Origin of the sequence: Bdellovibrio bacteriovorus, assembly GCF_002208115.1 — a bacterium.
GTDB lineage: Bacteria > Bdellovibrionota > Bdellovibrionia > Bdellovibrionales > Bdellovibrionaceae > Bdellovibrio > Bdellovibrio bacteriovorus_C.
Genome location: NZ_CP020946.1, coordinates 2,187,246 through 2,212,467 on the forward strand (window position 1 = coordinate 2,187,246; position 25,222 = coordinate 2,212,467).

The following is a 25,222-nucleotide window of genomic DNA, read 5'->3' on the forward strand; positions in this document are numbered from 1 at the left end:
CAATAAAACAAACAACTGTTGGTTTTTTAAAAGAATTGCGAGCTTTAGCTCACCACTATGCCTGGACCTCCACCCAGCTCTTACTTGCCGATCCCTGCATTTCCAACAAGCACCGGCTTCAGCATTAACATCATCGCCTTGCACGTCGCGTGAGATCCATCATCCCAGAAAGAAGGTCCGGCATCATCCCCGGGCACTCCGTCCCAGTAAGACTGCACGTGAACCTTGTCGGACTCGAGGCCCTTGATCATCTCTAGCCAATTTTGGTGAGACTTCGCCGCTTCCGGGTGGTCTTTCGCGTGTCTGCGAACGAATTCAGGATGGAACGGCGGAACCAGAACCAGGACTTCCACACCCTGTTCAGCCGTGGCTTTGATCTGCTTTTTGAATAAATCGACAAATTTGGCATTCAGTGGCGCCTTCATCGGACCACCGAAAGTGGAATAGCTGACGTCGATTTCTTTGGCTAAAACATCCGGAGTGGTTTTTCCGGCATAGTCAGCCGCCGCGCACTTTTGATAATCAATGCCACTGCCGCTGCCTTTGGGCGCAAACATGCCGTCAGCTTTTTTCTGATTCAACTGATGAATAGCCGCTTCCAACGTGTTGTGACTGATCAGACTTTGCAGGTGCTCTAGATAGTACTTCATCCCATCAAGGCCTTCGACGTCTGCCAAAAGCTTTTCACGCAACACTGGCGTCTGACGAACCTTCACGTCCGTCACTTCCCCCGCAAGTTCGAAATAGTCGGCAATCCAGATGACTTTTTTCAAAGGCAGCTTTTGATCCAAAGCGGTTCTTAACAGCGACACTTTCAAAAGAAGGCCTGCGCCGCCCTTGGAAAGATTGATCGTTTTTAGCCCGGTGACTTCTTCCACCCACAAAGCGGAAGTCGTTTCACCACGGGAAGACCCCAAAATCACAACTTCAGCATTGGGATTAGCCCCCACAATCTGGGCCGCCTGATAATAGACGTTCTGGCTTTGTCTGTTGGTATCAATAACGTCACAGCGATAATAACACATCGGATCCACAGCAAAGTTAAACCCCGCCACCAGCCCCATAAGTCCGATGATGAAAGCCGCAAGAAAAAGAATCATTTTCAAAGTATTGCTTTTCATACGCCCCACCTAGAATTGGAAGTAAAGGAATGGAGATTCCTCACCCATGTACATCAGACACACTACAAACATCAGGGCCATCAAAGCCGCTCGCCACAATGTGGGCTTAAATTCGCGCTCCCAGGTGTTCTTGGCCAGGAAGGCCACCAAGATCCCGACACCCAAAGCTGCAAAGAAACGGTCCTTGTGTTTCAGCGGAATCAACGTGATGTCCCAGTTGATGTCGCCATTTAACATAAACACCTTCTGCAACCAGAACAGCGCCTGATCAACTGAATGCGCGCGGAAGAACACCCAACCCACACAGACCAGGAAGAACGTGAAAGTCCATTTGACGTACTTGTTACCAACACCCTTCCAACCACGGTCCTTAAACAGTCTTTCAATCGCCAAGATCCCGCCGTGGAAACAACCCCAGACCAGATATGTCCAGTTCGCCCCGTGCCACAGGCCCCCGATCGCCATGGTCAAAAACAGATTGCGGTAGGTTTTCAAAACCCCGGCGCGATTTCCCCCCAGGGAGATATAAAGGTAATCCTTTAACCACGAAGACAGCGTGATGTGCCAACGTTGCCAGAACTCTGTGATCGACAACGACTTGTACGGAGAATTAAAGTTCTGCGGGAACTGAATGTTCATCATCAGTCCCAACCCCACGGCCATGTCGGAATAACCGCTGAAATCGAAATACAACTGCATGGTGTAGCCGATCATGGCAATCCAAGCCTCAGCCGTAGAAGCCCCGGCCATATTCATCACCAGCGGATCCACCACCGCCGCGATACGATCAGCAATCATCATCTTTTTCGCCAGACCGAACACGAAGAAATAACAACCCTTCCAGAAGTTCTCTGGATTGAAGAAGTAGGTTTTGGAATCTTCCAGCTGGGGAACGATATAGTTATGGCGAACCAGTGGACCAGAGATCTGGTGCGGAAACAAAGTCACATAACCCGCAAACTCCAAAAGGTGCGCATGCGCATTGGAGGTCCTGCGGTAAACGTCAATCACGTAAGATAAGGACTGGAACGTGTAAAAGGAAATACCGATGGGCAGTACGAGATTTAAAATCGGCAGCGGCGGAGCAAGCCCCGTCACCTGCAGGGCTCCGTTCAAAGAGTCGGCAAAGAAGTTGTAATATTTAAAGAATCCAAGAATGCCGAGATTGGCGATCACCGAAATCAGCAGGAAGGTCTTTCGGCGAGCCTGTGAGGTCGTCATTGAAATGGCTTTTGCTAAATAGAAATCCAGCACCACCGTGAACAACAGCAGGAACACATACACCGTGCTCCAGTAACAATAGAAAAACACACTTGAAAGGAACAAGAACCACAGTTGCAGGTTCTTTTTCGTGATCCAGTAATAGCCCAGCAAAGTGAACGGCAGGAACAGGAATAAAAAGGCGTAGGAATTAAATAGCATGGGCAAACACTACCCAAAAAATGACTCAGAAAAAAGGTTCTGCTGCTGTTTTTGGGTCACAGTGCGTCTAAGTCACTCTCCCCCAAAGAAACAGGCAATTTCAGATCCGAACCTGGGACTCGGTCGCCTTCAGAAGCAGGTATTGCGCAATTTATTAACTCCCGCTTCTTGCTCTCAAACCCCATATTGACAATTTCACCAGAATACGGTATTTTACCGTACTGAAAGGTTCTATGGAAAGTCGAACACAGGTTCGAATATCCAGATTCGCAGAGAAACAGTTAAAAAGAATCCCTTCACACATTAAAGAGGCCCTACGTTATTGGGCAGAATCCATCGAGCTGATCGGTTTGAGTCAGACAAGAAAGCTCCCTGGCTACCATGACGAGCCTCTAAAGGGAGACCGCAAGGGACAACGATCCATACGACTAAATCGTTCTTATAGAGCAATCTACGTCGAAACAGTCAAAGAGATTGAAATCATCGTCATTGAGGTGAACAAGCATGAGTTCTAAGAGCCTGACAAAGATTTTAGAGAAAGAACTGGGCCCGATGTCCTTTGGTGGCTTCCTGCGCGCGGCAAGGACCGCCAAGTCCCTTTCCCAAAAAGAAATGGCGGAGCTGTTAGATATCTCCAAAAGCACTCTCTGCGACATCGAAAAGGGCCGGCAAAATGTAAGCATTGATCTTGCCGCAAAGATTGCAAGGAGATGCGGCTTGTCCGAAGTATTGGCTGTCGAACGTGCCATTCACGATTATTTGCGAAAAGCCGGACTAAAAATGACTGTCCAGATTCGGAAGTCCTCTTAAAAATCGGCGCGCCAGTTTTGACGCGCCATGAGCCCTAAAAAGAACCAGGAACCTTTTACTTAAGACCCAACAAGAAGTCGAAGTCCTCTTTGGTCAGGGCGCCACCGGCGCCGGTCAGGTCCGTGCTGGCTTCCGCTTCCGAGAACAGGCTTTGGAACTTGCGGTTTTTGCGCTCTTTCAACAGCTCCATCTTTTCTTCCAGGGATTCATGCATGATATAGCGGAAGACCTGAACGGCCTTACGCTGCCCCAAACGGTGCGCACGGTCTGTGGCCTGATTTTCCACTGACGGATTCCACCATGGCTCCAAGTGGAAGACATAGCTGGCCTTGGTCAAATTCAAACCCACCCCGCCCGTTTTCAGAGTCATCACCAGAACGGCTCCGCCCTTGGTTTCGTTGAAGTCCTTTAGGATCTTCTGACGTTGTTTGGTCGGAATCGCCCCGTGCAGGACAAAGACCGGGATGCCGACTGCTTTCAGAAGCTTTTCGGTGCGCTCCAGAGTCTGCAGGAACTGAGTAAAGACCAGCGCACTTTCACCGGACTCGATGATCTCTTGCAAAGAGTCCATCAGGGCCTCAAGCTTCGGCGGAGTCTTTTCGTACTTCACTTCCGGCAAGGCCCCCGGATCAGAACAAGCCTGACGAAGGCGCAGAAGCGCGGTTAACATCTGCAACTGGGACTGAGCCTCCCCCGCCTCGCGGATGGTGTCTTGAATGCGCTGATTATACGCAATCGCAATGTCGCGATAGATCTGCTTTTGCTTGTCTTCAAAGGCGATGCTGACCTTGGTTTCCTGTTTTTCAGGAAGTTGATCCAGGATTTCTTTTTTAGTTCTGCGCATGATCAAAGGCTTGGTTTTAAGCTTCAGATCCTCGACGTCTTCAAGTAACACCACTTCAGTGTTCACGAAGTGACGGCGGAAATCATCGTACTTACCAAGACATCCCGGCACCACCAGATCCAACAACGAATAGAACTCACCAAAGTGATTTTCCATCGGCGTACCGGTCAGACACATTTTAAATCGGGCGTTTAACATACGCGCCGAGCTGGTTCTTTTCGCCGTAATGTTTTTCAAATTCTGGGCCTCGTCAAAGATCAGCACATTCCAGTTGTACTGACTTAGGAACTCGTCGTTTTCCATCAAAAGACCATAGGTCGTAACCACCACCAACGGTTCTTTGGCCTCAAGCCTTTTGCCGATGCGATCATGGTCTTTACTGGTAAAGATCTCAAATGGCAGCTCTGGAGTGAACTTTGCCACTTCGCTTTCCCAGTTGTACACCAGACTTGAAGGCACGACGACCAACACCTGCCCCAGTTGCTCGCGCGTGCGAAGCAGATCCAGGAAGGACAGCGCTTGCAGAGTTTTCCCCAGACCCATGTCATCCGCCAGCAGTGCGCCCATGCGCAGAGTGAAGAGATCCAGCAACCACTGCACGCCTTCGTGCTGATAAGTCTTTAGCTCCGCTTTCACAGAACCCGGCAGCTTCACCAAATCCGTGCGTGATCCCAAACCATCATAGAATGCACAGATGCGCTTCCATTCATCATCCCCGCGGAAGGCATAACCTGACGCCCGCAAGGCCAGCAATTCAAGCGCTTGATGCTTTGGCAGTTGATAGTACTTGTCAGTCCAGGCTTTTTTCGACGAATCTTTTTTACCCGCCTGAAGCTTTTGCCAGAAACCTTCCAAACGGCGCAGTGAAGGGATTTCCTTGCGCGGCACCAGGAAGAACTTTCCGTCGTATTCAACCACGCCACCGCTTCCCATGCTTTTTAACTGGGTGGCATCGATTTCTTTGCCTTGCAGGAAGAAACGAGGATTCAATTCAAACCAGTTCAGCATGCCTTCATCAAGTTTGCTGACGATCTGGAAGTCGACAACGAATTCGTTCTGCCCCAGCTCTTGCAACAACTGACCACGCACGTAAAGGCGAATGCCATGATCTACCAGGGGCTGCAACAACCCCAAAGACTGCGTCGGCGTAACGTCTTCTTTGCCCCATGACGGCATAAAGAAATGACCTTGCTCCAACATTGGATCTTCTTCGATCTTTCCATCCCAGGTCTTGGTCAGAAGACCGGTGCGGGCCCGCTTAAAGGCACTGCCTTGAGTGGAAAGAGCCATGTATTTTAGAATTTCATAAAGAACGCGGAACTCCCGTTCAACAGATCCCGAGAACAGGTATTCACCCTTGGAACTGTAAATGGCTTCACGCTCACCCACCGATTTCAGGACCTTGGCGACATAGTCGGCAAAGATACCTAAAACGCCTTTAGAACACAGTTCATCCAACGGCTGAGTCTTGGTAAGACTAGTTCCGTCACCAGTCACTAAAAGGCTGTGGACCCGGGTGTGCAACGCCGGGAAGATATTCGCCGGATCACAAGTCGTTCCGTCAGTCAGTTGACCTTCAAAGTGATAAGTCAGGGCTTCCAAAGTCAGATACTGCAAGACGCCCAGATGCTTTAGGATCTTCAAATCCCATTCGCGCTTTTTAAAACTGCTGGAGGCCAGAGTTTTAACCTCCGTTTGCAGCAAAAAGCCCAGGCCCTCTTGCAAAGTGCGCATGATCAACACAACCGGAGTGCTGAAGCCCCTTTTGCTGACGGATTCTTTTTCGTTTAGCGTGAAGACTTTTTCCGGAACAAAGCCCGCATCGTCCTGATGGTGCAGATTCAGGACACTCGCAATCGCCCCCATGTCATGACTGCCACCTTGAACCCGCACCGGAAGTGAGCGACCGCGCAGGAACTTCATAAAGGCCGCGGTTTCGCCTTTACCTTCCACATGCAGGTGCGAAAACGTCCTTGGACGGTCCACCTTCAACTGGCGGGAATAAAACTGATCTAGAGCTTCGCTTTCTTTCTTCCACGCAAAAGCGACCACCGCTCCGCTTGAAAAATCCACGGCGAAGTTATCAAAGAAAATGTATTTTTGACGGTCTTTTTGCGCCGTCAGCAGTGCCGAGGTCTTTACTTCCTCAGAACCGCTGAATTCAACCTTCCATTCAAAGGCGTATTCGGCTTCAACGCTGATATTGGAAACCTGGAAGGCCTTGCCAAGATCCTTTTGATCCTGCAAATAAAACTTCAGGTCCCCTTTGTTCACCCGACGCGTGATACGAGAAAGAAGCTCCTGCATGACGGATTCAATATCCAAAAGATCCCGGCTAAAGAAGCGATGTGGATCGCTTGGCAACAGCGGCCAGTAAACCTCAAAGGTCTCTTTGCGCGCCGGGCCTGGCAATAGATCGCGGGGCACAACAGAACGATAAGCATGACGAAGAATATCTCGGCTGCTGATCTGCACACCGTCACTGAAATTATATCTTAAGAGCCCGGCCAACTGATCCTGATGGCGCACATCCGCCCAATAAACGGTTTCTTTTTGCAAAGAGCCGCGGAAGGCCTGGGGAAGACCCCATACCGCCCCCGTGCTGGCATCATCCCCTTCAGGAACGCGGGTCAGCTCATAGACCTTATTCCAATCTGGCAGATATTCTTCCAAGGCACGATCGTCGTCCAAAGACAGGGTTTCAGAAACCAGACTGATGGATTCAAGTTTTAAGTTGTCAGGCAGGCCTTTGCCATCCCCTTCACCGCGACGGGCTTTTTGGGTTTCCGTCAGATCCCAGAAATCCTCACAGAAGTTACTGACTTGAAAACTGTGATTGCGCAGGAATCCGCGATCCACCGACAGGGCCCACCAAATCAGAATCAACGACGCCCACTCATGAACACAGATGTCTTCTTTGTCCTTGCGGCTTTCAGCACACTGGGCACAGTGGAATGTCAGATCCCCGCCCTCGCCGTCTTCTTCGACCTGCACATAGGATTTGCGCAAAGAGGATTCTTCCGCATAAACGAACTGAATTTCCAGTCCGCCGTCTTCCTTCTTTTGGATGTTGTGACCATCCAGGGACATTTTTTTAAGAATGCGAAATGCATTTTCAGCAACAGGCATTTGCTCCAGGGTCGCAAGATCCTTGGGGCTGACTAAATGAGAAATTTTTTGAAGACTTAATCCGGAAAAGGCCATCCCTACAAGGTAGCAGAAGTCCTTGAAGAATAAAATTCTTTATACCAGTGAATTGTTTCTTTCAGAGCATCTGTGAGATTTCTTTGAACTTTCCAGTTCAGATCGCTCTGAGCGAGCTTTGAATCCAAATTCGCATGAACTGACAAAGAGGACTTCGACCCCTCGCCCAAATTCACCCGGGCATTTTCTCCCCAAGCCACAGCCAAAGCTTGCGCAACTTCGCCGACTGTGCTAGTATCTTTCGCCGCAAAATTATAGGTGGGCGCCAGCTTCGGCCCGCGCTCATACAAGGCTTCGGCAAGACACATCAACCCCGCCACCTGATCCTGCACATGAATCCACGGACGCACGGACTGCGGGTTCTTTAAATCAAAACTGTTCCCCGCAACGAAGGCCTGCACGGCCTGCGGAACCAACGCGTGCTCGGTAAAATCCCCACCGCCGATAGCAGAACCCATGCGGGCTGTGGCAACGGCGATTTTATGTTTGTTGTATTTTTCAGGAGCAAAAAAACTCTGACGATAAGAAAGCGCAATCATCTCGGCGCACAACTTGGCTGTCGGCAAAATCGCGGACGGGGCCACGGCGTCTGTTTCAGCCAGATCCTCTCCGGAACTTTTCCGTGCATAGACCTTATCTGAACTGACCACCACCAACGAGCGAACCGACGCTGTTTCCCGCATCAGCTCCATCAGGGTGGCTGTCCCTAATGCCGCTTTGGCAAAAGTTTCCAAAGGTCTTTTGCCAAGATCTGAAATCAGACCGCTTTCACCTAAATGCAGAACCACGTCGGCTTGCGCAAACTGCAAAGCTTCGCGCAAAGCGGACTCATCCCGCAGGTCCCCGTAGGTCATCGAGATTTTCTGTCCAAGATTTTTCAGGTCAAAAAGATTGGGAGAAGTGCTGGCTGGCTCACCAAAGCCAAACACCTGAGACCCGGAATCCAGCAGCGTTTGCACCAACCACGCCCCCAGAAAACCCGTGGGGCAGGTGATGAAAACTCTTTTGCCGTTCCAAAAATGAGTCACGGCTTAAGCGCCGCCAAGAAGGTTTTGCTCAACACCCTGACCGCGATGATCCGGATGCACCCAGTGCGCCAGAACCTTGCCTTCATAGTTCCAGTAAAAGCCCACAGGATCGGTTTCAAAGATCGCCACACGCAGTTGGCCGTTCTTTTCAGTCGCTTTCATTTTCAAAAGGGTCTGAGCCAGGGATTCAGGGCTGATTTTCCCGCTGGATGCTGATGGCGTGCAGTGAGCCTCATAAAGGCGGGCCAGCAAAGAAAGCTCAACAAGGTTGAACATGCTTTCACGAATAAAGTACTTATCAGTCTGAAGTGATGTCATCCCAATAGCCTAACTATAGTGACGCTTACAGGCTAACGAAAATAATACATCTGACGCACAGCCCACACTAACGTCGCTTTCGACCCCACGAAAGGTCTGGTTTGATTTTTTTTGAAACGCAATCTCTAAGATAGAGATTTATCAAAGTCTGATATGGTATCTCAGTGTCTCCGGACAAGCCCTGGAAATAGACAATAACATCATCATCAAGACGAATTGTCGTACGTGTTTTGAGCTTTTTAGCGTAAGGATTCTTTTCGGCTTGGGAAAAATCATAGTTCTTTTTCATAAAAGCTCACCTTGCAAAATACTGATTGGCTTCTGTTTTAGTAGCCCGTCTAGCTGATATGATCCGGATCATATTCTGATCTTCCCAATAAAGATGAACCACGATCAGGACTGCACCTTTTAAACTTCGCCCCAAAAGAACAAATCGCTCTTCTCCGACGGAATGAATATCGTCTCTGATTAACAAAGCTCTTTCATCATGAAAAACGCTTGATGCCTCATCAAAGGAAACTCCGTGCTTTTTCTTATTGGAGTCGGCTTTCTTTTGGCTCCAGACAAACTCTATACTCATAGTACAACAGACTCCGTATTTTGTACATATCCATTATGTACAAATATTAACTGTCTGTTTTTACTGCAATAAACGAACGAACCACCCGAGGCGCAACACCTTAGGGATGGCTCTTTAAGTTGTCGAAATTCGGATTAATGTCGCTTGGATTCGCTAGCCGCGATAAGCTTTCCCTGCTTTGAACTTGGTTCTGAGACCCTTCCCTCCATGAAGCGGGCCAACACCTCAGTAAACATCAAGCTAATATGATTTGGGGCTTCGCCTAAAGTGGGAACATCAGCCACATAGAAGCGGTTCTTGGATTGGACAATGTAAGGCACGATTTCCCGAGTGACCGAATTGCGGGATTCAGCCAGCATCGAGAACTTGCTCATATCCGAAGGCAATAGCTCCACTTGTTCAGCCAGGGTTTTGCCGGTCTTTTTAAAGAAGCCACCCTCGTACAGGACTTCATCAAAAAAGCCTGTGAATTCCTGCCTTGCCATGCGCAGGAATCTTAGGCCCATCTCGTTTTCAAGACGCGGCCCCATCTGCCAGATGTTATAACCAAACCACGCGACACTCCCCTTGGAGTTCATAAAGTCTTCAACAAACACCCGGGGAACGCGGTGGTCAAAATGAGTTCCTACATAAATATTTTTATCGCAGCGATGAACCTCGCCAGACTGATAATCAGCAATGCGTGAAGAATGAATGGCATAGCCGATGTACGGAGCCAAAAGCCCGCGCAACTGTTGGGCAAAGGCTTTCCCTGAGGCCAATTGGTCCCGGGATTCTGAATCAAAATAAATCTGCACACAGTTCATGGGTGCCGTCTGCGACAGTCCGCGAAAGGCCGCGATGCCAAGACTGCCGAAAATCACCAGCCCCAAAAGAACCATGGAGCGAAACCATGCGCCTTTTTGAAGTCTCATTCTTCACCTACTTGAAAGGGATAACCAAGGCTATCGAGGTCTTTTAAAAAACTCGAGTTAAGATGATGTAAGATCGTGAAGAAGCATTTACTTCGAACCCCTGACTAAATAGCTGTTGTCCGTGAGCAAAGAGACTTCTATGCTGTGAGATATGACAAAGCTATTGATTACAGTATTAGCAGTTATCAGCTCCTCCATCTCCGTTTCAGCCTTTGAATTGTCCCAAGGACTGACTCCGCCGGGCCGCCAGCGTCCGACGTTCAACTATATTGGATTTTTTTATGACAAAGCCGAGTTCCCGCAAGAAAGCGCTAACATGCGCTATCAACTGGTGGACTTAAGCTCCCCGGTTTACAAAACTGAAACCCAGGCAGTGAGCTTGAGTTTTTCCGGCAGCCAGATGACCGTGGACCCGGCTCAGAACGGTCATTCCGAACTTTACGACATTGATTTTGGTGTCAGCTACACAGAAGTGCTGGGTGAAAAGCGCATGTGGTCCGTTATGCTGAACTATGGCTCTGCCAGCGACAAGCCCTTCTATGACCCGACAGTTTCCACCTTGGGTATCACCGCTTTTTATTCCTACCCGAGCGATGAAAAAAGCAGCTGGCTGTTGCTGGCGAACTATTCCAACAACCGCCCGATCCTGAATAACATCCCGCTGCCGGGCTTTGCGTGGTTCTATTATCCGTCACGTGAACTGCAGATGGTTTTAGGGGCTCCGTTTGCCTCGATCAACTGGCAGTTTGCTGACAAGTTCGGCCTGACTTTCTTCACCCTGGTTCCGTGGGTGGTCAAAAGCACCGTGTACTATAAGCTGAATGACTTTGCGCAAGTGTATGCCGGAATGGACTTCAGTCAGGTGACTTACCTGCCTTATGGCCGCGAAAACCGCGACGACCGTTTGTTCTATGATGAAAAGAAATTCCTGATGGGCATCAAGTCGCCGCTTTCAAAATCTGTCTTTGCCGACTTTGAAGTGGGTCACGCCTTTGACCGAAGATTCTTCATGGCCGAAAACTACGAAATCAACCCAGGTAACCAAGTCGACATCGGCAACGCCTACTACGCCAAAATGGCCCTGAAAGTCGCTTTCCAATAAAAGAAAACGGCGCACTTTCGATGCGCCGTAGCCAGAAAAAACAACCAGGCACCTTTTAACGGTTTTACCCGAAGCGGCCTGTGATGTAGTTTTCGGTGCGCTGATCTTTGGGGTTGGTGAAGATTTGATCGCTGGCGCCGAATTCGATCAGGTCGCCCAGATACATGAACGCCGTGAAGTCAGACACGCGGGCTGCCTGGTGCAGGCTGTGCGTGACGATCGCGATGGTGACGTCTTTACGAAGTTCCTGAATCAGTTCTTCGATGTGACGAGTGGAGATCGGATCCAATGCAGAAGTGGGTTCATCGAGCAGCAGGATTTCTGGTTCCGTCGCCAAAGCACGCGCGATGCACAGACGCTGCTGCTGCCCGCCGGAAAGTGCGGTTGCTGAAGAATGCAAACGGTCTTTGACTTCATTCCACAGGCTGGCTTGCTGCAGGGACTTTTCAACTTGTTCTTCGATGAAGCTTTTCTTTTTCACCCCGCGCACCGTCAGACCGTACGCGACGTTGTCATAGATGCTTTTTGGGAAGGGATTCGGTTTTTGGAAAACCATCCCGATACGCATGCGCACTTCCATCGGGTCGATTTCTTTACCCAGAATGTTGCTTTGATTTGGATAAAGCAGAATTTCGCCCTGGTACTGGGCATTGGCGTAAAGGTCATGCATGCGGTTGAAACAACGCAAAAGCGTGGTCTTACCGCAACCGGATGGACCGATCAAAGCGGTGACACGATTTTCATAGATCGGCAGCGTGATGCCGTTCAGAACCTTTTTATCACCGTAAGAAAAAACCAGATTTTTAACTTCAGCGCGCAAATTCAACTGCATAAATTACCACTTCATCTTTTTACGGAAACGGGAGCGCAGGTAAATCGCCCCACCGTTCATAATCAAAGTCATCACAAGCAACACCACACCGGTGGCCGCCGCGTTCACGTGGAACTCCGGCTGAGGTCGTGACAACCAGTTAAACATCTGAATCGGCATCACGGTGAATGGATCCATGAGCCAGTTAAAGTTCAAGTAAGGGAACTGCCCGTCAATCGGCGGAGTCGGCAAAAACGCAATAAACGTCAACGCCCCGATCGTGATCAGCGGAGCCGTTTCACCGATCGCGCGAGAAAGTGAAATGATCACGCCCGTCAGGATGCCGCCGGAAGAATAAGGCAGAATATGATAGCGGATGGTCTGCCACTTGCTGGCCCCCATGGCGTAGCTCGCTTCGCGGATTGTGTTTGGGATCGCACGGATGGCTTCCCGTGTGGTCACGATGATGATGGGTAAAACCAAAAGACCCAAAGTCAGACCGGCCGTCAGAATGCTCTGACCCAGTTTCAGCTTGTAAACAAAAAGACCCAGCGCCATCAAACCGTAAGTGATTGATGGAATCCCCGCCAGATTAATGATGTTCAATTCAATGATCTGTGACACCCAGTTTTTCTTGGAGTATTCTTCAAGGTAAACCCCGGCGGCCACCCCTAAAGGAATCGCACAAAATGCGGTGGTCACCATGATCAGGAAAGACCCCACCCACGCCGACAAAATCCCCGCTTTTTCAGCAAAGCGCGACGGGAAGTTCACAAAAAATTCAGCATTGATGCGCGGGATCCCGGTCATACCCAGATCCACAATCAAAGCCAGCAAAGTCACCAGCGCAAAAAGCAGTGATAACAGCCCCATCATGGCAAAAGCAAAATCCCACATCTGACGGCGCTTGATATTCGCCAAAAGTTCCTGACGTGAATCCATTTACTCTTTCTCCTGGAACTTTTTACGCAGCCACAGGCCCACGATATTGAAACACAAGGTCAGAACCAAAAGACTCAACCCCGCCACGTAAATACTCTGATACCCGATCGAACCGTGAGGCAAATCACCCAGGCTGACCTGAACGATAAAGGCCGTGATGGTCGCCGCGGGTTCCGTAGGATTGATGGTCAGGTTTGGTTGCATGCCGGCCGCAATCGCCACAACCATGGTTTCACCCAAAGCACGGGAAATACCCAGGATGTAAGCAGAGGTAATCCCGGAGAAAGCCGCCGGAATCACCACGCGGAAGGCCGTCTGCATGCGCGACGCCCCCACAGCAAAGGACGCCTCGCGCAGGTGATTAGGCACTGAGCGCATGGCATCTTCACTAAGACTGGACACATAAGGAACGATCATCACCCCGATCACAATCCCCGCACTCAGGACATTAAAGCCACCAAGATTAGGAATGATTTTTTGCAAAAGAGGCGTCACAAATAACAAAGCAAAATAGCCGTACACGACGGTTGGTACAGCGGCGAGAAGCTCTAGGACGGGTTTTAAAATTTCGCGCGCCGACGGACGAACGTATTCACTTAAGAACGCTGCCGCAACCGTCCCCAGTGGAATCGCTACCGACAAAGCAATAACGGTGGAAAGCAAAGTTCCACTGAGCAGAGGCAAAATACCATAGCGGGCATTTTCAAAAAGCGGAGTCCACTGCGTGTCGGTTAAAAAGTCTTTCAAGGATACATGCGCAAAGAACGGCATGCTTTCCGTCACCAGAATACCGACAATGCCGATAGTGACCAGAACTGAGGAAGCCGCTGCCAGAAACAGAACCGTTTCAATGGCGCGTTCCCTTAAACGACGCATCCGCCGGACCGGGTGGTCGGCGGATGTGAATTCAGAAAGTTTTCTAAGTTGGCTTTTACTCACAAGGCTAAACTACAACGAACCTTCACGTTTCATCAACTCTTCAATTTTCAAACCCACTTCAGAGTGGCCGCCAAACACGGTGCCAAGCTTGTTCTTTTTGATGTGTTCTTTAACCAGGTCATAAGCTTTGGCTGGAAGTGGAACGTACTTCACCTGTGGAACGATTTCGAAAGACTTGCTGATATAGAAGTTCACGAAATCTTTTACTTCCGCTTTCGCCATGGATTTTTCGCTGACATAGATAAAGATCGGACGAGACAGAGGGAAGTAAGAACCGTTCTCAACGGTTTCACGACCTGGAAGCACCGCTTCGTTTTTCTTAGGGGCTTTGTCGCCGCCAATGATAGCTACGACTTTCAGCTTACCTTTGTTTTCTTCATAGTACGCCAATGGCACATAACCCAAAGCGTAAAGATCGTTGGAAACACCCGTCACCAGTGTGTTGTCATCTTCAGAAGCCGTATAATCACCACGGGAAGACTTGGACTTACCCACAACCGCTTCAGTGAAGTAGTCAAAGGTACCAGAGTCAGAACCTGCACCATAAAGTTTCAGCTTTTCTTTTGGCCAAGCTGGATTGACGTCAGCCCAGGTGCTGATTTTACCTTGAGCGCTTGGTTCCCACATTTTCTTAAGGTCTGCCACAGTGACGGACTTCAACCATGTGTTTTTAGGATTTACCACCACAGCAGTAGCGTCATAAGCAACTGGAAGCTCTAGGAACTTGATCCCCGCTTTACGGCAAGCTTCGATTTCAGAGGCCTGAATAGGACGGGAGGCATTTTGAACGTCCGTTTCACCACGGCAGAATTTTTTGAAGCCGCCACCTGTTCCGGAGATACCCACGGTCACACGAACTTTGCCACGCTGGGATGTCTGGAATTCTTCTGCCATCGCCTCAGTGATCGGGAACACAGTGGAAGAACCATCAATCTTGATAACTGGAGCCTGAGCGTGCGCAAAAGCCGCGCCCATAACAACGGACAAAGACACTACAAAGTTGGTCAACATAAAATCTCCCTATGGATTTATGAGCCAAACTCTAGCACTATGATATTGCGCTGTATTGTTAAGGTTTTATTATGATTTTAGCCGTTTCGCGTTACCAAAACCTAGGATAGACTAAATAAATCTATGATTACAGATCTTCTGAAAGACCAAAGTACTCTGCTCGAAAAGATCAATAAAACGATCCCCAACAGCGTCTATATTTTCGACCTGAACGAGGTCAATATGGTGTGGTTCAACGACCGGGTAAAAGATCTGTACGGCTATACACTGGCAGAACTTCGTGCTCTGGGCGCGGAATATTATGCCAGGTCCATGCACCCGGATGATATTCCCGTTTTAAACGCTGCGATCGAAAAGTCCCGCACCCTGAAAGAGGGCGAGGTTATTTCCATCGAGTACCGTTTTAAGGATCACAACGGCCAATACCATTGGATCAATGACCGCATCACCCCCTTTTCCCGTGATGAAAACGGCAATGTCGCCACTATTTTAGGCATTGCCACCGACGTGGATGACCGCAAGAGCTATGAAGAGACATTAAAAAAGACCATCGAAAAAATGAATCTGTCCCTGTCTGCCGCCAACATGGGAACCTGGGAATGGGACATCGAAAAAAACCGTCTGCAATGGGACACGAAAATGTACGAAATGCATGACGTGCCGGTGCTGCCGGGGCTGAACCCCATGGACGAAATCTGGAAACGTGCCATTCGCGAGGACATGGAAAACGTCAATCGCCGCATCCAAGAGGCCGTTGAAAACCGCCAGGATTTCTATGTCACTTACCGGGTGACCCATTCAAACCAGCAAATCCATCACATCAAGTGTTATGGCAAATTCATGACCAACACCGGAAGCCCGCGCATGTACGGCGTGGCCTGGGATTCCACCGAAGAATTCCAGACCGAACGGGAAATGGCCGAAGCCAAGGCCAAGCTTATCTCTTCCACCAAGATGGCGGCCCTGGGCGAAATGTCGGGTGGTATCGCGCATGAAATCAACAATCCCCTGACAGTTATTCAGGCCCGCGCGTTTCAATTGCAGCAAATGGTCGACGCCGGCAAAATGGACCCGACAAAAATCAAACAGGCCGCAGAAAGCATCAGCCGCACCGCCGACAAGATTGCCCGTATCATCAAATCCCTGCGCTCTTTTGCCCGGGAAGGAACTTACGATCCGTTTGAAGTGGTGCCTGTAAAACAAATCATCGAAGAAACTTTGGAATTCTGCCGCACGCGGTTTTACAACCACGGTGTGGAAGTCGAAGTCGGTGAAATTGATCCGGAACTTGAAGTCGAATGCCGCCTGATTCAGATCGAACAGGTTCTGCTGAATCTTTTGAACAACTCTTTTGATGCGATCAGTGATTTGCAGGAAAAATGGATTCGCATCAAAGTTGTCGAGCTTGTCGACAGCATTGAAATCCACGTGATTGATTCCGGCGATGGCATTCCGGAAAAGGTTGCCGAACAGATCATGCTGCCATTCTTTACCACCAAGGAAGTCGGCAAAGGCACTGGTTTGGGTCTAAGTATTTCTGCAGGGATTATGAAAAGCCATAAAGGCGAACTGCTGCTGGACTCTCAGGCGGCGAACACAACATTTGTGGTGCGTCTGCCGCGCTGGCAGGAAGACGAAGCGCTGAGCTATTGACAGCGGGAGCACACACCGAAGAAATCCAGGCGGTGGGCCACTTGTTTGTACCCCATCGCCTCAACCATCTTGATGTGCTGATCCAGATCACAAATATGCAAAGGCTCCACCCGCTGACAATGGCGGCAGATCACATGGTGATGATGGTGGCCGGATTCCAAGGTCAGTTCAAAACGCGCCACCCCATCACCGAATTCCAAACGGGAAACCAGGCCGGCTTCTTCAAACTTTTTCAAGATGCGATAGATGGTCACCAGGTCCATGCCGTCGGATTTATCGTCGATCTTTTTAAAGATCTCGTCGGCGGAAATAGGTTCTGGATGATGCAGAAGGATCCCCAGCAATTGACTGCGCTGCTGGGTCAGTTTCATCCCGGCTTTGCGCACTCTCTCGTTCAGAGAGTCGATATCAATGTTTTTACGATCGTGGCTGCACTTTGTCATACCCTAGGAGATACACCAAATGCCGCCCAAAATCCACTTTCCGGGCAGGAAAATTCACTTTCTACGGTCTTCCAGGGCATTGAGGCCGTAATAGGTATAGCTCAAAGCCGATATAATGGGGACGAAGAAGAAAGCCAGCGGAATATATGAGAGGAGTCCTAATAAAAGCCCCATCAGATACAGGGACCCGGATTCTTCAGATTCAATGCTTTTACGCTCTTCTTTGGAGGCATAATCCTGAAGGACATCGTACAAAAAGACCTTTTTATTCAGCCAGGCCGTCAGAACCAGCGGCACCACCAGCTGACAGCCCGGAATCAGCCACAGTGGCAAAGTCACCATAAAGCCTACCACAAACAGGATCGTGGCCTTGAGTGTATTCCAGACACTTCCCACCACCGTCCCGCCCCGGCGTTTTTCAAGATTGCGGAAATCCTGATCCCCAACCCACTTCAGCACGATCGGCATCACAAACACCGACACAATCAACACCGAAATCACATAGGCCAAAGGAATGAAGATCATCACCAAAAACAGCATTGCCAGCCACAGCGACAAGTCCGTCAAACCCGTGACCTGCTGCACCCACTGAAAGCCCCACAGATTGCCAATGAGGCCGGCAACCCCCGCGGTCCATGCGCTCCAGTAAACAATGAACAGCACCAGCAGCACAAAAACCGTGGCCACCGGAGGTCCCAAAATCAAAAGAAACATCCGCAGTCGCAAGAGTGATTCAAAGGCCTGTTTCAGAGCGCGAAAAATGTTTTTCATATTCTGATTTTTTCTCTTTCCGATGCCACTGGCAAGTGCTTCAATAGAGCCACTATGCGAAAAACCATTCATCTCTTCCGTCATGGGCTTACCGACTGGAACTCGCAGCTTCGCCTGCAGGGACACACAGATATTCCTCTTAATGAAGAGGGCCGCCAGCAGGCCTTGAGTCTGCAACTGTTCTTCCGCGACAACCCGGTGGAATTCTTTGTCAGCAGTGACCTGACCCGCGCCCAACAAACAGCGCATATCGCCAATCATCATCTGGCAAAACCAATGCTGCTTCAGCCCGGCTTCCGTGAAGTCAATATGGGTAAAATCGAAGGCATGACCCGTGAAGCCGTAGCCCAGGAGTACGGGCCCCAGGCCTGGGAAAAATGGGTGTCTGTGGATCGCGAGCATTTTGATTTTGCATTCCCGGATGCAGAAAACACCTGGGCGACGGTAGAGCGTTTTTCCGCGGCGCTCAGCGCTTTGTGTGAACAGCACGATTTTGACAGCATCGGCCTTTGCACACATGGACTGGCGATGCGCCGGTTCCTGCATTCATTGCGACCGGACATCACCGAAAGCCTGCCCACTCCGAACTGCGTGGTTTACACAATCGAGTGGGATTCAGAAAGCAAAGAGTTCTACTTTAATTCATAGCGGGTCAGATCCAGGTAACCGAAATTCACCGGATCTGATTTTCTCATCGCGGCGTGCATTTCATCATAGAAAGACCAGAACCTGGCATTGCTGCGGCGAAGACCATAGCGAGTGACCAGGTTTTGATAGTCCTCTGCGGACTTCATGGCGCGAACCTGGATAACGAACGCGGGCAGTTCATTTTCCTTCACGTTAAAGATCATGTTCGGGTAAGAACCCCACACCCCTTCACGCACCGTCAGCGTGTCGCTCTTGGGATCCATGCGCAAAGACTCACCCAGAATCCAAGAGATGTTTTCATGCTCTTTGTTGTGAATGAGTGAATAGATCTTCAATCCCTTGGGCGTTTTGATATTCAGTAACGCCAGATCCGGGAAGAACTGGGAAAACGGCGAAGAGGCTTCGGCCTTTACCGCCGCGATTTTGCGCAGTTCTTTGTCCAGTCCCTGCACTTTCCATTGAGCCTGCATGCTGTCGGGGACTTCCAGATTCTTCCAGTTGATAAAGTCCCAGTCGCCACGCACGGTTGCGTTCTGATGGAAGAACAGCACCTTTTGCACAAACTGCTTTTTGGTGTGGTTGTCTTCGTTGAATTTGATGCCGGTCGGTTCGCCAGAGCCCAAGGTCGGGAAAACATAGGACATTTTCGCCTGAGTCAGCAAACCGCGATACCACTCGCGGCGATAGATTAAACGCTCTTCCGCTGGCAGGAAGGCCAGGAACAGCTCTTCTGCCTCCATCCGGATCATATCCATGTAAACACGAGTCAGCAATTGGTGCGACACATTGCCGAAGACATCAAAGTTCACCACCAGGTTATAAACCAATCGCTCGAACAAAGGATAATCCAGCATAAAGACGGTCTTGGAAAGATCACCCACAGCACCCTTCATAACCACCGCATTGTCATCGTGACGAAGCACCGTCAAAGTGGCATTGGAATTAAAGCCCCCGCCGTCCCAGACATCTTTCAGGGTGTACCCCTCAGGACGAAGTTTGGAGAGTTCTTCCGTGCGAAGCTTGCGATAGTTTTCGCGATGATCGACCAGTTTCTTATAGAATAGCGGTGTTTCTTTCACATCCACATCACTGCCCCACACCCCCGGCATCATCAATAGGCCCGCCGCTTTGTCTGCATACTTTTGCGAAAGCACCATGTTGTCAGAAGAAGGATTCAGGAAAAAGACATAGAACTGTTCTTGAATGGAGTTCACCGCCATGCTGCCGTTACAAACCGGGCCTTTGATAAAGGTGCTGACCTGATACTGGGCATCGTCCAGCAGGAACTGATAGCGGGCCTTCACCGGAATGTCTTTAAATGCCACGAAGGGATTTTCAGCCACCCCTGGCTCATAACTTGGCAAAGAAGAAACCTTCCAGGATTCAGCCAGGAAAAGTTCTTTATAGCGTTCCAGTTTTGCCGGGCTCCAAGGATATGGGATGTGGGTCTTTTTAACGACCGTACCCGGGAATTTTTGCAAGCAGTACCAGAATTTCGCTGTCCCGGGATTGTCATTCGGGCGACGAGTGGCGATCTCTTGAACCCCCAGAGCACAGGCTTGTTTTGAGCGCACCAGTCTGAAAAATTCCTCTGACTTTTCCGGGAAATGAATGTGCGCCAGGAAAAGATGTTCATAGATATAGCGACTGACCAGTTTTTGGCGAAGGTTTTCCTGATTCAGGAATTCCTCCCATTGGCGCACCTGTTTTTGCAATTCAGCAGACGGCGTGTTCTGGCGTTTTAATTCTTCAGCGTCCGGTCCGGGGCTCCCCGCCGCCACCCAGCTTTTCAGAGTTGAAAGTTCGGTGGCATTCAGGGCCGGAAAGCCATAAGGCATGCCCAGCTCGGGTGAGTTTTTTGCCAGAAGCTGATAGTCAGTCATGGTCTGAGCACAGACCTGAGAATCAGAGACCTGCTTGGTGATCTTTGCGTTTTTCGCTGTGGCGCGTAGCTGGGTTATCTGGAAAAACAGATTTTGGGCAGGATCTTTGCTGGTGCTGACCTCATAGAAACCGCGCTTGCGCCACTCTTCCGCATGGGCATCAATCCAAATACGTGAGGGCTCAACACTTTTAAGGCGAGTGCCGTCATAGACGTTTAATTTGTTCGCGCCCCTCTGAAATCCCTCGAAATTCTGCAAATTCAGCTGGCAGGGAGCATTAAAACAGCTGTGGCAGGCCAGACAGCGATTGTCAAAAAGCGGTTGGATTTTACGGGAGTAAAGAGTTGCTTCCGTTAGAGGAGCAGGAGCTGCTCCAGTCTGCGTGCCTGGCGGCACTCCGACACTGCCGGCCGGGGCCGAGGCACTGCCGGCGGGGGCCGCTGCTCCAGCTTGCGTGCCTGGCGGCACTTCAGCACTGCCGGCTGAGGCCGACATGAAAAAACAAAGTAGCAAAGGTAGAATGAATTGCATTAAATGGGGCTCCCTGTGTATTCTGCAAATATAAAACTCTTTCTTGCTTAAAGGAAAGATAAAGACGAGGTCGCTTATGCAAAAAATTCCGTTCCAGACAGTGCAAAATTCCATCGATAAAATCTGCAGTATCACGGAAGAAAGCGACCTGGAAAAAGCGTCCCAGCATCTTTTTGAGGTTCAGCCGGATCTTGCGGGCTTCTTTATGGAGTTTATTGAAGACATGAGCGAAGGTGCTCAGGATCTGGGCTTCATGATGGCATTGATCCTGAACCGTTCATTTGAAGAACAGTATCAGAATCTGCGTGCAATGAACGAAGATGAAGTGATCGAGCGCTTTGAGAAGAACGAAGCAGAATTTGAAAAATATCTGCAAATCAACGATGACATGATCGCAGACCTTCAGGACAAAGCCGCGCAAGCAGGCCAGCCGGAAATTCTGAATTACATCATCGAAGAGCTGTTCATGTCCCCGGAACTGGAGCCGGCTTTGGAAGCCAATGAGCAGGTTCACCTGTTCATCGTGTGCAAGTTCTTCGTGGACTGCCTGAATGACCTGGCCAACGAAACGGCCCCGGAAATGATCCGCCACTAAGGCTTTGAATTTTCAAAGGCGTCTCACTCTGAGACGCCTTTTTTTTGGCTTGTGGCTTGCACCACCAAGCTGCATGAAGCTGCTCTATTCCCTGCTATTGATTTTCAGCCTTTGGAGCCTGCCTGTTCAGGCTGGCGGTGCCCCTTTGTGCGCCGACGTCTTCCAAATACAGGCACCCGCGGAAATCATCTGGGGAACACTGCGCGCCGACTTCAAACACCACACACGCTATACCGTGGACCTGAAACAAAGCACCCAGATCAAAAACCAATGCAACCTTGGCACCTGTCACCTGCATTCGTGGATGTCACACCTTGAACGAAGTTACGAACAAAAGACCGGTCAGACCCTGACCTTGTCCAACGAATATCTAAGCGCCCGCCACTGGCTGGAGCGCAGCCTGCAACGCCTGGAAAAAACCTCTAAAGACGTCGAAGTCAAACTGGGCGCGGGCCCCCTGTTTTCACGGGAAAGTATTCTGGAATACGGCCTTTTGCCCGAAGGCGCGTGGAAACCAAAATCTGATTTCATGCTAAATCCACAGGCCAAGAAAATGTCAGAATTCATTGAAAACATTCTGGTGCGAACCCAGTGGCAGGCCGAAAGAACACCAGAAGGCCCTGGCAGAGATGCAGTCCTTGCGCAGGGACGAAATCAAATCAAAAATCTTTTCCGTCAGATGGTGGGCGAAATGCCGACACAGTTTGAATTCCAAGGACAGACCTGGACACCGAAAGACTTTGCCAAAGCCTATTTCGAATCTTTTGAAGGTCCGAAGACTCAGGTCGCAATTCACAATGATCGCAAGGCCAAGCCGGAACTAACCAAAACCTCACAGGGCCGAAAACTTACGACCTCTATCGATGCGGTCGAAAACACCGCCCGCCGAATGTTAGACAAGGGCGAAGCCGTGTATCTGTCCTATGACCACCATGCGGAATACGTCGACGCCGCCACCGGCATCATGTCCATTCGTGCTTTCCATATTCCCACCTATGCCCGCCCGGCCACTCGCCAGATGCGTGAGGCATTTGACACAAACAGTGGCGGACACGCGGTGCAGATCGTGGGCTATGAACTGGATCCGCGCACCGGGCGCGTTGCGAAGTGGAAAATTCGCAACAGCTGGGGCACGAAAAAGGGCGATGAGGGCCATTATCACATGTACGATGATTATTTCCGCGCCTTTGCTAAATCCATCACGGTGCCATCCTCAGCACTGCCATTTGTGCCCATGTAAATAAACCTGCAGAGCCCACTCCGCCGCCGGAGATCAGTCACTGATCTCCAACAACGAAGCCTATTTGAATTAGATACGAGCGGACATCTGAGAAGGCTTTACCCGCACGGTCATTCCAGCCATGCCCCGACAGTGCTCTGCACACTTACGACAAATATCGGCGCATTTGATCACCATCGGATCTTCAGGGAACTTTTCACATTCCATGGCAGTGCGCGCGCAAGTCTGAAAGCACAGTTCGGCCGCCTGGGGGGCAAAATCGGCTTCAGCGATTTCCATTCGCGCATGCAAATCGCAGGTGTCGGCACAAAGCTGCAGCAACGACATCAGGTCCGTCTGCGCAAAGCGCATTCCCTGTTCCTGCACGTGGTTCAGCGTTTCCAGACACACACGGTACGTTGTGAAGCAAAAGTTGATACACTTCGCCGTATCACTGTCCTGCAAAGGATTCATTCTCATAATGCCCTCCTAGGCTCGTGGATTCTTTTTGGATGAAGACACGTTCTGAGATTCACGGCTTTCAGATTCTTCCTCGCGGTGATCGGCAGAGTGATCCATCTGTTTGCTGCGACTGCGCTGATGTTGTGCCTTTAAAGCCCCGTCGAAGCGCTTGCTTGTTTGACTGAAACCTTTGTTTTTATGATGACCAGACATGCTAGCCTCCTTTGTTCAAAAGTTCCCCCTTAGGATAACAAATTCGCTTGGACACCGTGTAGCTCAACTCAAAAGAGGCCCCGCATTCGTGGTAAGAATCATTCGCTCCTCTTTTGACTATGCTGGCTGACAGTTTAATTTTTACACCCTTCCAGGACAAAATACCCGTTGTCCAAAAACGACCAGGACAAGATCAGGCTTGTCCGGGAATCTTCCGAACGCCTTCCAATTCCATTTGAAACATCACGGAAACTGGTGGAATCAGTGCCCATCAAACAAACCAAAAGGAGAATTTATGAAAAACGTATTCGCTATGATCGCTTTGTTGATTTCTGCTTCCGTGGCATCTGCTCACACTGCTGACACTTCCTGGGAAGTTCTTATGGCTGACACCAACCTGAAAATTGATGCTCCGGTTGTATTCATGGGTCACGCGGTGGACTACACATTCGTGTGTGCTGATGGCAACATGCTAAGAACTAAAAAGGCCGTTGCTCAGCGTGAAACTATCTTTATCGGCAAAAACCGTTCTAAAGAAGTCATCACTGGCTACAAGTACCTTTACACTCCGATCAAATACACTCGCACAGTTTCTGATTGCAAATACATCGGTAAAAACCGTGAAGTTTGCACAGACAAAGTGGTTTCCGGCACTTACCCACTGACTGTAAACGTGAAGGTTTCCAAAAAAATGAGCTCTCGCAACGACACTTACAAATTCTTGTTCAACAAGGCTTTGACTGTTCCTTCTTGCCACTAGTCTGCATTTTTCACCCGGGGCTTGCATAGCAAGCCCCGGGTTTCAATTTTGAAACTTGCCAAACTCGGGCGCCGCCAATAGGTCCTCTGGAAACAAGTGAGGTCGTCCATGCAGGAATCCACCGCATCGATTCAGGATCAAGTCAGCCAGGACATTGGCCGATTTTTGCAGCGTCATAAAGACCCGCGTAAAGGGCTGCTGCAATTGTCCGCCAAGACCCGCATTCACACCAAGACCCTGAGACGACTGGTCTTAAAAGAGCACAACCCGACGTATCAGACCCTGTACAAGCTTTATTCCTGCCTTATCGGAACTGCCGACTTGGGACAAATGCTAAACTCTGCGCCGGTTCTGATTCAGGAAAAACTCAAGCGCACCGATCCGCAATTGAAGTCCTCCCCACTGCACAAATACAATGTCAGTATCGAACAGGAACTGATCAAGGACCCCTGTTTTTCAGAGCTCTATGTTCTTGCCGATACAAGACCTTTTGATCTGAAGTTTGTTCGCAGCCGGTTTGGTGAATATGGCATCGAGATTCTTCACAAGATGCTGCAGTTAAACGTCCTGCGTCTGCTGGAAAACGGTCGCTATGCCTTAGGCAGCAACCGTTCAACTTTTTCTGCCGAGGCCATCAAAGCCGTTGGTCTTCGTCTGACCGAAAAGTATGCAAAGCCTTCTCGTACCGACGAAAACTATGCCAACTATATGAATTTGTTTTTTGAATCCATCAACGAAGTCACTTATCGAAAGTGGCTGGATATCGATGTCCAGGCTTTCCAGGACAAAATGCGCCTGCTGGAAGACCCGTCATCCCGCGGGTCCTTACCGATATTCATGTTCAATGTGATCGACACCCTTCAGGAGCCATCATGAAGTTCATTATCTGCGTTCTTTTACTGACTCTTTTAACTGCCTCTGACGGTTCTGCACGTGGTGGCGGGGCCGCTGGTGGTTCTGGAAATTCCTCGCCGAAAAACGGTAACAACAAATAAGTC

27 protein-coding genes are annotated in these 25,222 nt (G+C 49.8%); 10 read left to right on the forward strand and 17 right to left on the reverse strand.

Features of this window, described 5'->3' with window-relative positions:
* Positions 1–80: 80 nt before the first annotated feature.
* Entirely contained in the window at positions 81–1,121 is a 1,041-nt protein-coding gene (locus B9G79_RS10555) for a hypothetical protein (protein WP_088565478.1), read from the reverse strand.
* 9 nt (positions 1,122–1,130) lie between these two features.
* Complete coding sequence (locus B9G79_RS10560) at positions 1,131–2,543, reverse strand: MBOAT family O-acyltransferase (protein WP_088565479.1); 1,413 nt, start codon at positions 2,541–2,543, stop codon at positions 1,131–1,133.
* A gap of 233 nt (positions 2,544–2,776) precedes the next feature.
* On the opposite strand from B9G79_RS10560, the gene B9G79_RS10565 reads away from it, so the two are divergent.
* A complete protein-coding gene (locus B9G79_RS10565; protein ID WP_088565480.1) occupies positions 2,777–3,058 on the forward strand; it encodes a type II toxin-antitoxin system mRNA interferase toxin, RelE/StbE family in 282 nt (93 codons plus the stop codon).
* Complete coding sequence (locus tag B9G79_RS10570; protein ID WP_088565481.1) at positions 3,048–3,353, forward strand: helix-turn-helix transcriptional regulator; 306 nt, start codon at positions 3,048–3,050, stop codon at positions 3,351–3,353. The genes B9G79_RS10565 and B9G79_RS10570 overlap by 11 nt, the downstream gene beginning before the upstream one ends.
* A 55-nt stretch (positions 3,354–3,408) precedes the next feature.
* Here B9G79_RS10570 and B9G79_RS10575 read toward each other — a convergent pair whose 3' ends face one another.
* The 6 genes from B9G79_RS10575 to B9G79_RS10600 form a co-directional block, all read right to left on the reverse strand.
* On the reverse strand, positions 3,409–7,326 hold the full coding sequence (locus B9G79_RS10575; RefSeq protein WP_232468564.1) for a DEAD/DEAH box helicase: 3,918 nt from the start codon (positions 7,324–7,326) through the stop codon (positions 3,409–3,411).
* A gap of 77 nt (positions 7,327–7,403) precedes the next feature.
* Positions 7,404–8,429, reverse strand: a complete 1,026-nt coding sequence (locus tag B9G79_RS10580) for an NAD-dependent epimerase/dehydratase family protein (RefSeq protein ID WP_088565483.1) — start codon at positions 8,427–8,429, stop codon at positions 7,404–7,406.
* A gap of 3 nt (positions 8,430–8,432) precedes the next feature.
* Positions 8,433–8,747 (reverse strand): hypothetical protein, encoded by a 315-nt coding sequence (locus B9G79_RS10585; RefSeq protein WP_088565484.1) that lies wholly within the window; start codon positions 8,745–8,747, stop codon positions 8,433–8,435.
* A 67-nt stretch (positions 8,748–8,814) separates the two neighbouring features.
* On the reverse strand, positions 8,815–9,036 hold the full coding sequence (locus B9G79_RS18580; protein WP_088565485.1) for a BrnA antitoxin family protein: 222 nt from the start codon (positions 9,034–9,036) through the stop codon (positions 8,815–8,817).
* 6 nt (positions 9,037–9,042) lie between these two features.
* On the reverse strand, positions 9,043–9,327 hold the full coding sequence (locus tag B9G79_RS10595; RefSeq protein WP_088565486.1) for a BrnT family toxin: 285 nt from the start codon (positions 9,325–9,327) through the stop codon (positions 9,043–9,045).
* Positions 9,328–9,461: 134 nt separating this feature from the next.
* Positions 9,462–10,241, reverse strand: a complete 780-nt coding sequence (locus B9G79_RS10600) for a hypothetical protein (protein WP_232468565.1) — start codon at positions 10,239–10,241, stop codon at positions 9,462–9,464.
* Positions 10,242–10,392: 151 nt separating this feature from the next.
* On the opposite strand from B9G79_RS10600, the gene B9G79_RS10605 reads away from it, so the two are divergent.
* Positions 10,393–11,343 carry a hypothetical protein gene (locus tag B9G79_RS10605; protein ID WP_232468567.1) on the forward strand — a complete coding sequence of 317 codons (951 nt, stop codon included), beginning with the start codon at positions 10,393–10,395 and terminating at the stop codon, positions 11,341–11,343.
* Positions 11,344–11,407: 64 nt separating this feature from the next.
* Here the strand turns inward: B9G79_RS10605 and pstB are convergent, their stop codons facing one another.
* The 4 genes from pstB to B9G79_RS10625 form a co-directional block, all read right to left on the reverse strand.
* Positions 11,408–12,175 (reverse strand): phosphate ABC transporter ATP-binding protein PstB, encoded by a 768-nt coding sequence (pstB, locus tag B9G79_RS10610; protein ID WP_088565487.1) that lies wholly within the window; start codon positions 12,173–12,175, stop codon positions 11,408–11,410.
* 3 nt (positions 12,176–12,178) lie between these two features.
* Positions 12,179–13,096, reverse strand: coding sequence for a phosphate ABC transporter permease PstA (gene pstA / locus B9G79_RS10615; protein WP_088565488.1), 918 nt, complete (start codon positions 13,094–13,096; stop codon positions 12,179–12,181).
* Positions 13,097–13,972 (reverse strand): phosphate ABC transporter permease subunit PstC, encoded by an 876-nt coding sequence (gene pstC / locus B9G79_RS10620; RefSeq protein ID WP_088565489.1) that lies wholly within the window; start codon positions 13,970–13,972, stop codon positions 13,097–13,099.
* A 72-nt stretch (positions 13,973–14,044) separates the two neighbouring features.
* Positions 14,045–15,046, reverse strand: coding sequence for a PstS family phosphate ABC transporter substrate-binding protein (locus B9G79_RS10625; protein WP_088565490.1), 1,002 nt, complete (start codon positions 15,044–15,046; stop codon positions 14,045–14,047).
* A gap of 123 nt (positions 15,047–15,169) precedes the next feature.
* Here B9G79_RS10625 and B9G79_RS10630 point away from each other — a divergent pair, with 123 nt between their 5' ends.
* Positions 15,170–16,699 carry a PAS domain-containing sensor histidine kinase gene (locus B9G79_RS10630; protein WP_088565491.1) on the forward strand — a complete coding sequence of 510 codons (1,530 nt, stop codon included), beginning with the start codon at positions 15,170–15,172 and terminating at the stop codon, positions 16,697–16,699.
* On the opposite strand, the gene B9G79_RS10635 is transcribed toward B9G79_RS10630, so the two are convergent.
* Together B9G79_RS10635 and B9G79_RS10640 are read right to left on the reverse strand one after the other, a co-directional pair.
* A complete protein-coding gene (locus B9G79_RS10635) occupies positions 16,693–17,142 on the reverse strand; it encodes a Fur family transcriptional regulator (RefSeq protein WP_088565492.1) in 450 nt (149 codons plus the stop codon). The two genes, B9G79_RS10630 and B9G79_RS10635, sit on opposite strands and share 7 nt — an antisense overlap.
* 54 nt (positions 17,143–17,196) lie before the next feature.
* Complete coding sequence (locus B9G79_RS10640; RefSeq protein ID WP_232468569.1) at positions 17,197–17,913, reverse strand: EI24 domain-containing protein; 717 nt, start codon at positions 17,911–17,913, stop codon at positions 17,197–17,199.
* A gap of 54 nt (positions 17,914–17,967) precedes the next feature.
* On the opposite strand from B9G79_RS10640, the gene B9G79_RS10645 reads away from it, so the two are divergent.
* Entirely contained in the window at positions 17,968–18,561 is a 594-nt protein-coding gene (locus B9G79_RS10645; protein WP_088565494.1) for a histidine phosphatase family protein, read from the forward strand.
* Here the strand turns inward: B9G79_RS10645 and B9G79_RS10650 are convergent.
* Positions 18,546–20,975, reverse strand: coding sequence for a fatty acid cis/trans isomerase (locus tag B9G79_RS10650; RefSeq protein WP_232468570.1), 2,430 nt, complete (start codon positions 20,973–20,975; stop codon positions 18,546–18,548). The genes B9G79_RS10645 and B9G79_RS10650 overlap by 16 nt on opposite strands.
* 76 nt (positions 20,976–21,051) lie before the next feature.
* Between B9G79_RS10650 and B9G79_RS10655 the strand changes: the two genes are divergently transcribed.
* Positions 21,052–21,570: a hypothetical protein gene (locus tag B9G79_RS10655; RefSeq protein WP_011164127.1), complete on the forward strand. Its 519-nt coding sequence runs from the start codon at positions 21,052–21,054 to the stop codon at positions 21,568–21,570.
* Positions 21,571–21,643: 73 nt separating this feature from the next.
* Positions 21,644–22,810, forward strand: a complete 1,167-nt coding sequence (locus B9G79_RS10660; RefSeq protein WP_232468572.1) for a C1 family peptidase — start codon at positions 21,644–21,646, stop codon at positions 22,808–22,810.
* A gap of 69 nt (positions 22,811–22,879) precedes the next feature.
* Here B9G79_RS10660 and B9G79_RS10665 read toward each other — a convergent pair whose 3' ends face one another.
* Both B9G79_RS10665 and B9G79_RS10670 read right to left on the reverse strand, forming a co-directional pair.
* Positions 22,880–23,269 (reverse strand): four-helix bundle copper-binding protein, encoded by a 390-nt coding sequence (locus B9G79_RS10665; protein WP_232468574.1) that lies wholly within the window; start codon positions 23,267–23,269, stop codon positions 22,880–22,882.
* A gap of 9 nt (positions 23,270–23,278) precedes the next feature.
* Positions 23,279–23,464, reverse strand: a complete 186-nt coding sequence (locus tag B9G79_RS10670; protein ID WP_015090781.1) for a hypothetical protein — start codon at positions 23,462–23,464, stop codon at positions 23,279–23,281.
* A gap of 295 nt (positions 23,465–23,759) precedes the next feature.
* Here B9G79_RS10670 and B9G79_RS10675 point away from each other — a divergent pair, with 295 nt between their 5' ends.
* The 3 genes from B9G79_RS10675 (at position 23,760) to B9G79_RS18495 (ending at position 25,219) form a co-directional block, all read left to right on the forward strand.
* Entirely contained in the window at positions 23,760–24,224 is a 465-nt protein-coding gene (locus B9G79_RS10675) for a hypothetical protein (protein WP_088565495.1), read from the forward strand.
* Between the two features lie 108 nt (positions 24,225–24,332).
* On the forward strand, positions 24,333–25,100 hold the full coding sequence (locus B9G79_RS10680; RefSeq protein WP_088565496.1) for a hypothetical protein: 768 nt from the start codon (positions 24,333–24,335) through the stop codon (positions 25,098–25,100).
* Positions 25,097–25,219, forward strand: coding sequence for a hypothetical protein (locus tag B9G79_RS18495; protein WP_269768112.1), 123 nt, complete (start codon positions 25,097–25,099; stop codon positions 25,217–25,219). The genes B9G79_RS10680 and B9G79_RS18495 overlap by 4 nt, the downstream gene beginning before the upstream one ends.
* The last annotated feature ends 3 nt before the right edge of the window (positions 25,220–25,222 follow it).

What these genes read in the sequence shown, in the direction of transcription:
- pstA (WP_088565488.1), bottom strand. Translation starts at nt 13,096, where the DNA reads ATGGATTCACGTCAGGAACTTTTGGCGAATATCAAGCGCCGTCAGATG.
- B9G79_RS10595 (WP_088565486.1), bottom strand. Translation starts at nt 9,327, where the DNA reads ATGAGTATAGAGTTTGTCTGGAGCCAAAAGAAAGCCGACTCCAATAAG.
- B9G79_RS10635 (WP_088565492.1), bottom strand. Translation starts at nt 17,142, where the DNA reads ATGACAAAGTGCAGCCACGATCGTAAAAACATTGATATCGACTCTCTG.
- B9G79_RS10575 (WP_232468564.1), bottom strand. Translation starts at nt 7,326, where the DNA reads ATGCCTGTTGCTGAAAATGCATTTCGCATTCTTAAAAAAATGTCCCTG.
- B9G79_RS10640 (WP_232468569.1), bottom strand. Translation starts at nt 17,913, where the DNA reads ATGAAAAACATTTTTCGCGCTCTGAAACAGGCCTTTGAATCACTCTTG.
- B9G79_RS10555 (WP_088565478.1), bottom strand. Translation starts at nt 1,121, where the DNA reads ATGAAAAGCAATACTTTGAAAATGATTCTTTTTCTTGCGGCTTTCATC.
- B9G79_RS18580 (WP_088565485.1), bottom strand. Translation starts at nt 9,036, where the DNA reads ATGAAAAAGAACTATGATTTTTCCCAAGCCGAAAAGAATCCTTACGCT.
- B9G79_RS10675 (WP_088565495.1), top strand. Translation starts at nt 23,760, where the DNA reads ATGAAAAACGTATTCGCTATGATCGCTTTGTTGATTTCTGCTTCCGTG.
- B9G79_RS10560 (WP_088565479.1), bottom strand. Translation starts at nt 2,543, where the DNA reads ATGCTATTTAATTCCTACGCCTTTTTATTCCTGTTCCTGCCGTTCACT.
- pstC (WP_088565489.1), bottom strand. Translation starts at nt 13,972, where the DNA reads ATGCGTCGTTTAAGGGAACGCGCCATTGAAACGGTTCTGTTTCTGGCA.
- B9G79_RS10660 (WP_232468572.1), top strand. Translation starts at nt 21,644, where the DNA reads ATGAAGCTGCTCTATTCCCTGCTATTGATTTTCAGCCTTTGGAGCCTG.
- pstB (WP_088565487.1), bottom strand. Translation starts at nt 12,175, where the DNA reads ATGCAGTTGAATTTGCGCGCTGAAGTTAAAAATCTGGTTTTTTCTTAC.
- B9G79_RS10570 (WP_088565481.1), top strand. Translation starts at nt 3,048, where the DNA reads ATGAGTTCTAAGAGCCTGACAAAGATTTTAGAGAAAGAACTGGGCCCG.
- B9G79_RS10625 (WP_088565490.1), bottom strand. Translation starts at nt 15,046, where the DNA reads ATGTTGACCAACTTTGTAGTGTCTTTGTCCGTTGTTATGGGCGCGGCT.
- B9G79_RS10650 (WP_232468570.1), bottom strand. Translation starts at nt 20,975, where the DNA reads ATGCAATTCATTCTACCTTTGCTACTTTGTTTTTTCATGTCGGCCTCA.
- B9G79_RS10670 (WP_015090781.1), bottom strand. Translation starts at nt 23,464, where the DNA reads ATGTCTGGTCATCATAAAAACAAAGGTTTCAGTCAAACAAGCAAGCGC.
- B9G79_RS10655 (WP_011164127.1), top strand. Translation starts at nt 21,052, where the DNA reads ATGCAAAAAATTCCGTTCCAGACAGTGCAAAATTCCATCGATAAAATC.
- B9G79_RS10630 (WP_088565491.1), top strand. Translation starts at nt 15,170, where the DNA reads ATGATTACAGATCTTCTGAAAGACCAAAGTACTCTGCTCGAAAAGATC.
- B9G79_RS10585 (WP_088565484.1), bottom strand. Translation starts at nt 8,747, where the DNA reads ATGACATCACTTCAGACTGATAAGTACTTTATTCGTGAAAGCATGTTC.
- B9G79_RS10565 (WP_088565480.1), top strand. Translation starts at nt 2,777, where the DNA reads ATGGAAAGTCGAACACAGGTTCGAATATCCAGATTCGCAGAGAAACAG.
- B9G79_RS10605 (WP_232468567.1), top strand. Translation starts at nt 10,393, where the DNA reads ATGACAAAGCTATTGATTACAGTATTAGCAGTTATCAGCTCCTCCATC.
- B9G79_RS10645 (WP_088565494.1), top strand. Translation starts at nt 17,968, where the DNA reads ATGCGAAAAACCATTCATCTCTTCCGTCATGGGCTTACCGACTGGAAC.
- B9G79_RS10665 (WP_232468574.1), bottom strand. Translation starts at nt 23,269, where the DNA reads ATGAGAATGAATCCTTTGCAGGACAGTGATACGGCGAAGTGTATCAAC.
- B9G79_RS10600 (WP_232468565.1), bottom strand. Translation starts at nt 10,241, where the DNA reads ATGAGACTTCAAAAAGGCGCATGGTTTCGCTCCATGGTTCTTTTGGGG.
- B9G79_RS18495 (WP_269768112.1), top strand. Translation starts at nt 25,097, where the DNA reads ATGAAGTTCATTATCTGCGTTCTTTTACTGACTCTTTTAACTGCCTCT.
- B9G79_RS10680 (WP_088565496.1), top strand. Translation starts at nt 24,333, where the DNA reads ATGCAGGAATCCACCGCATCGATTCAGGATCAAGTCAGCCAGGACATT.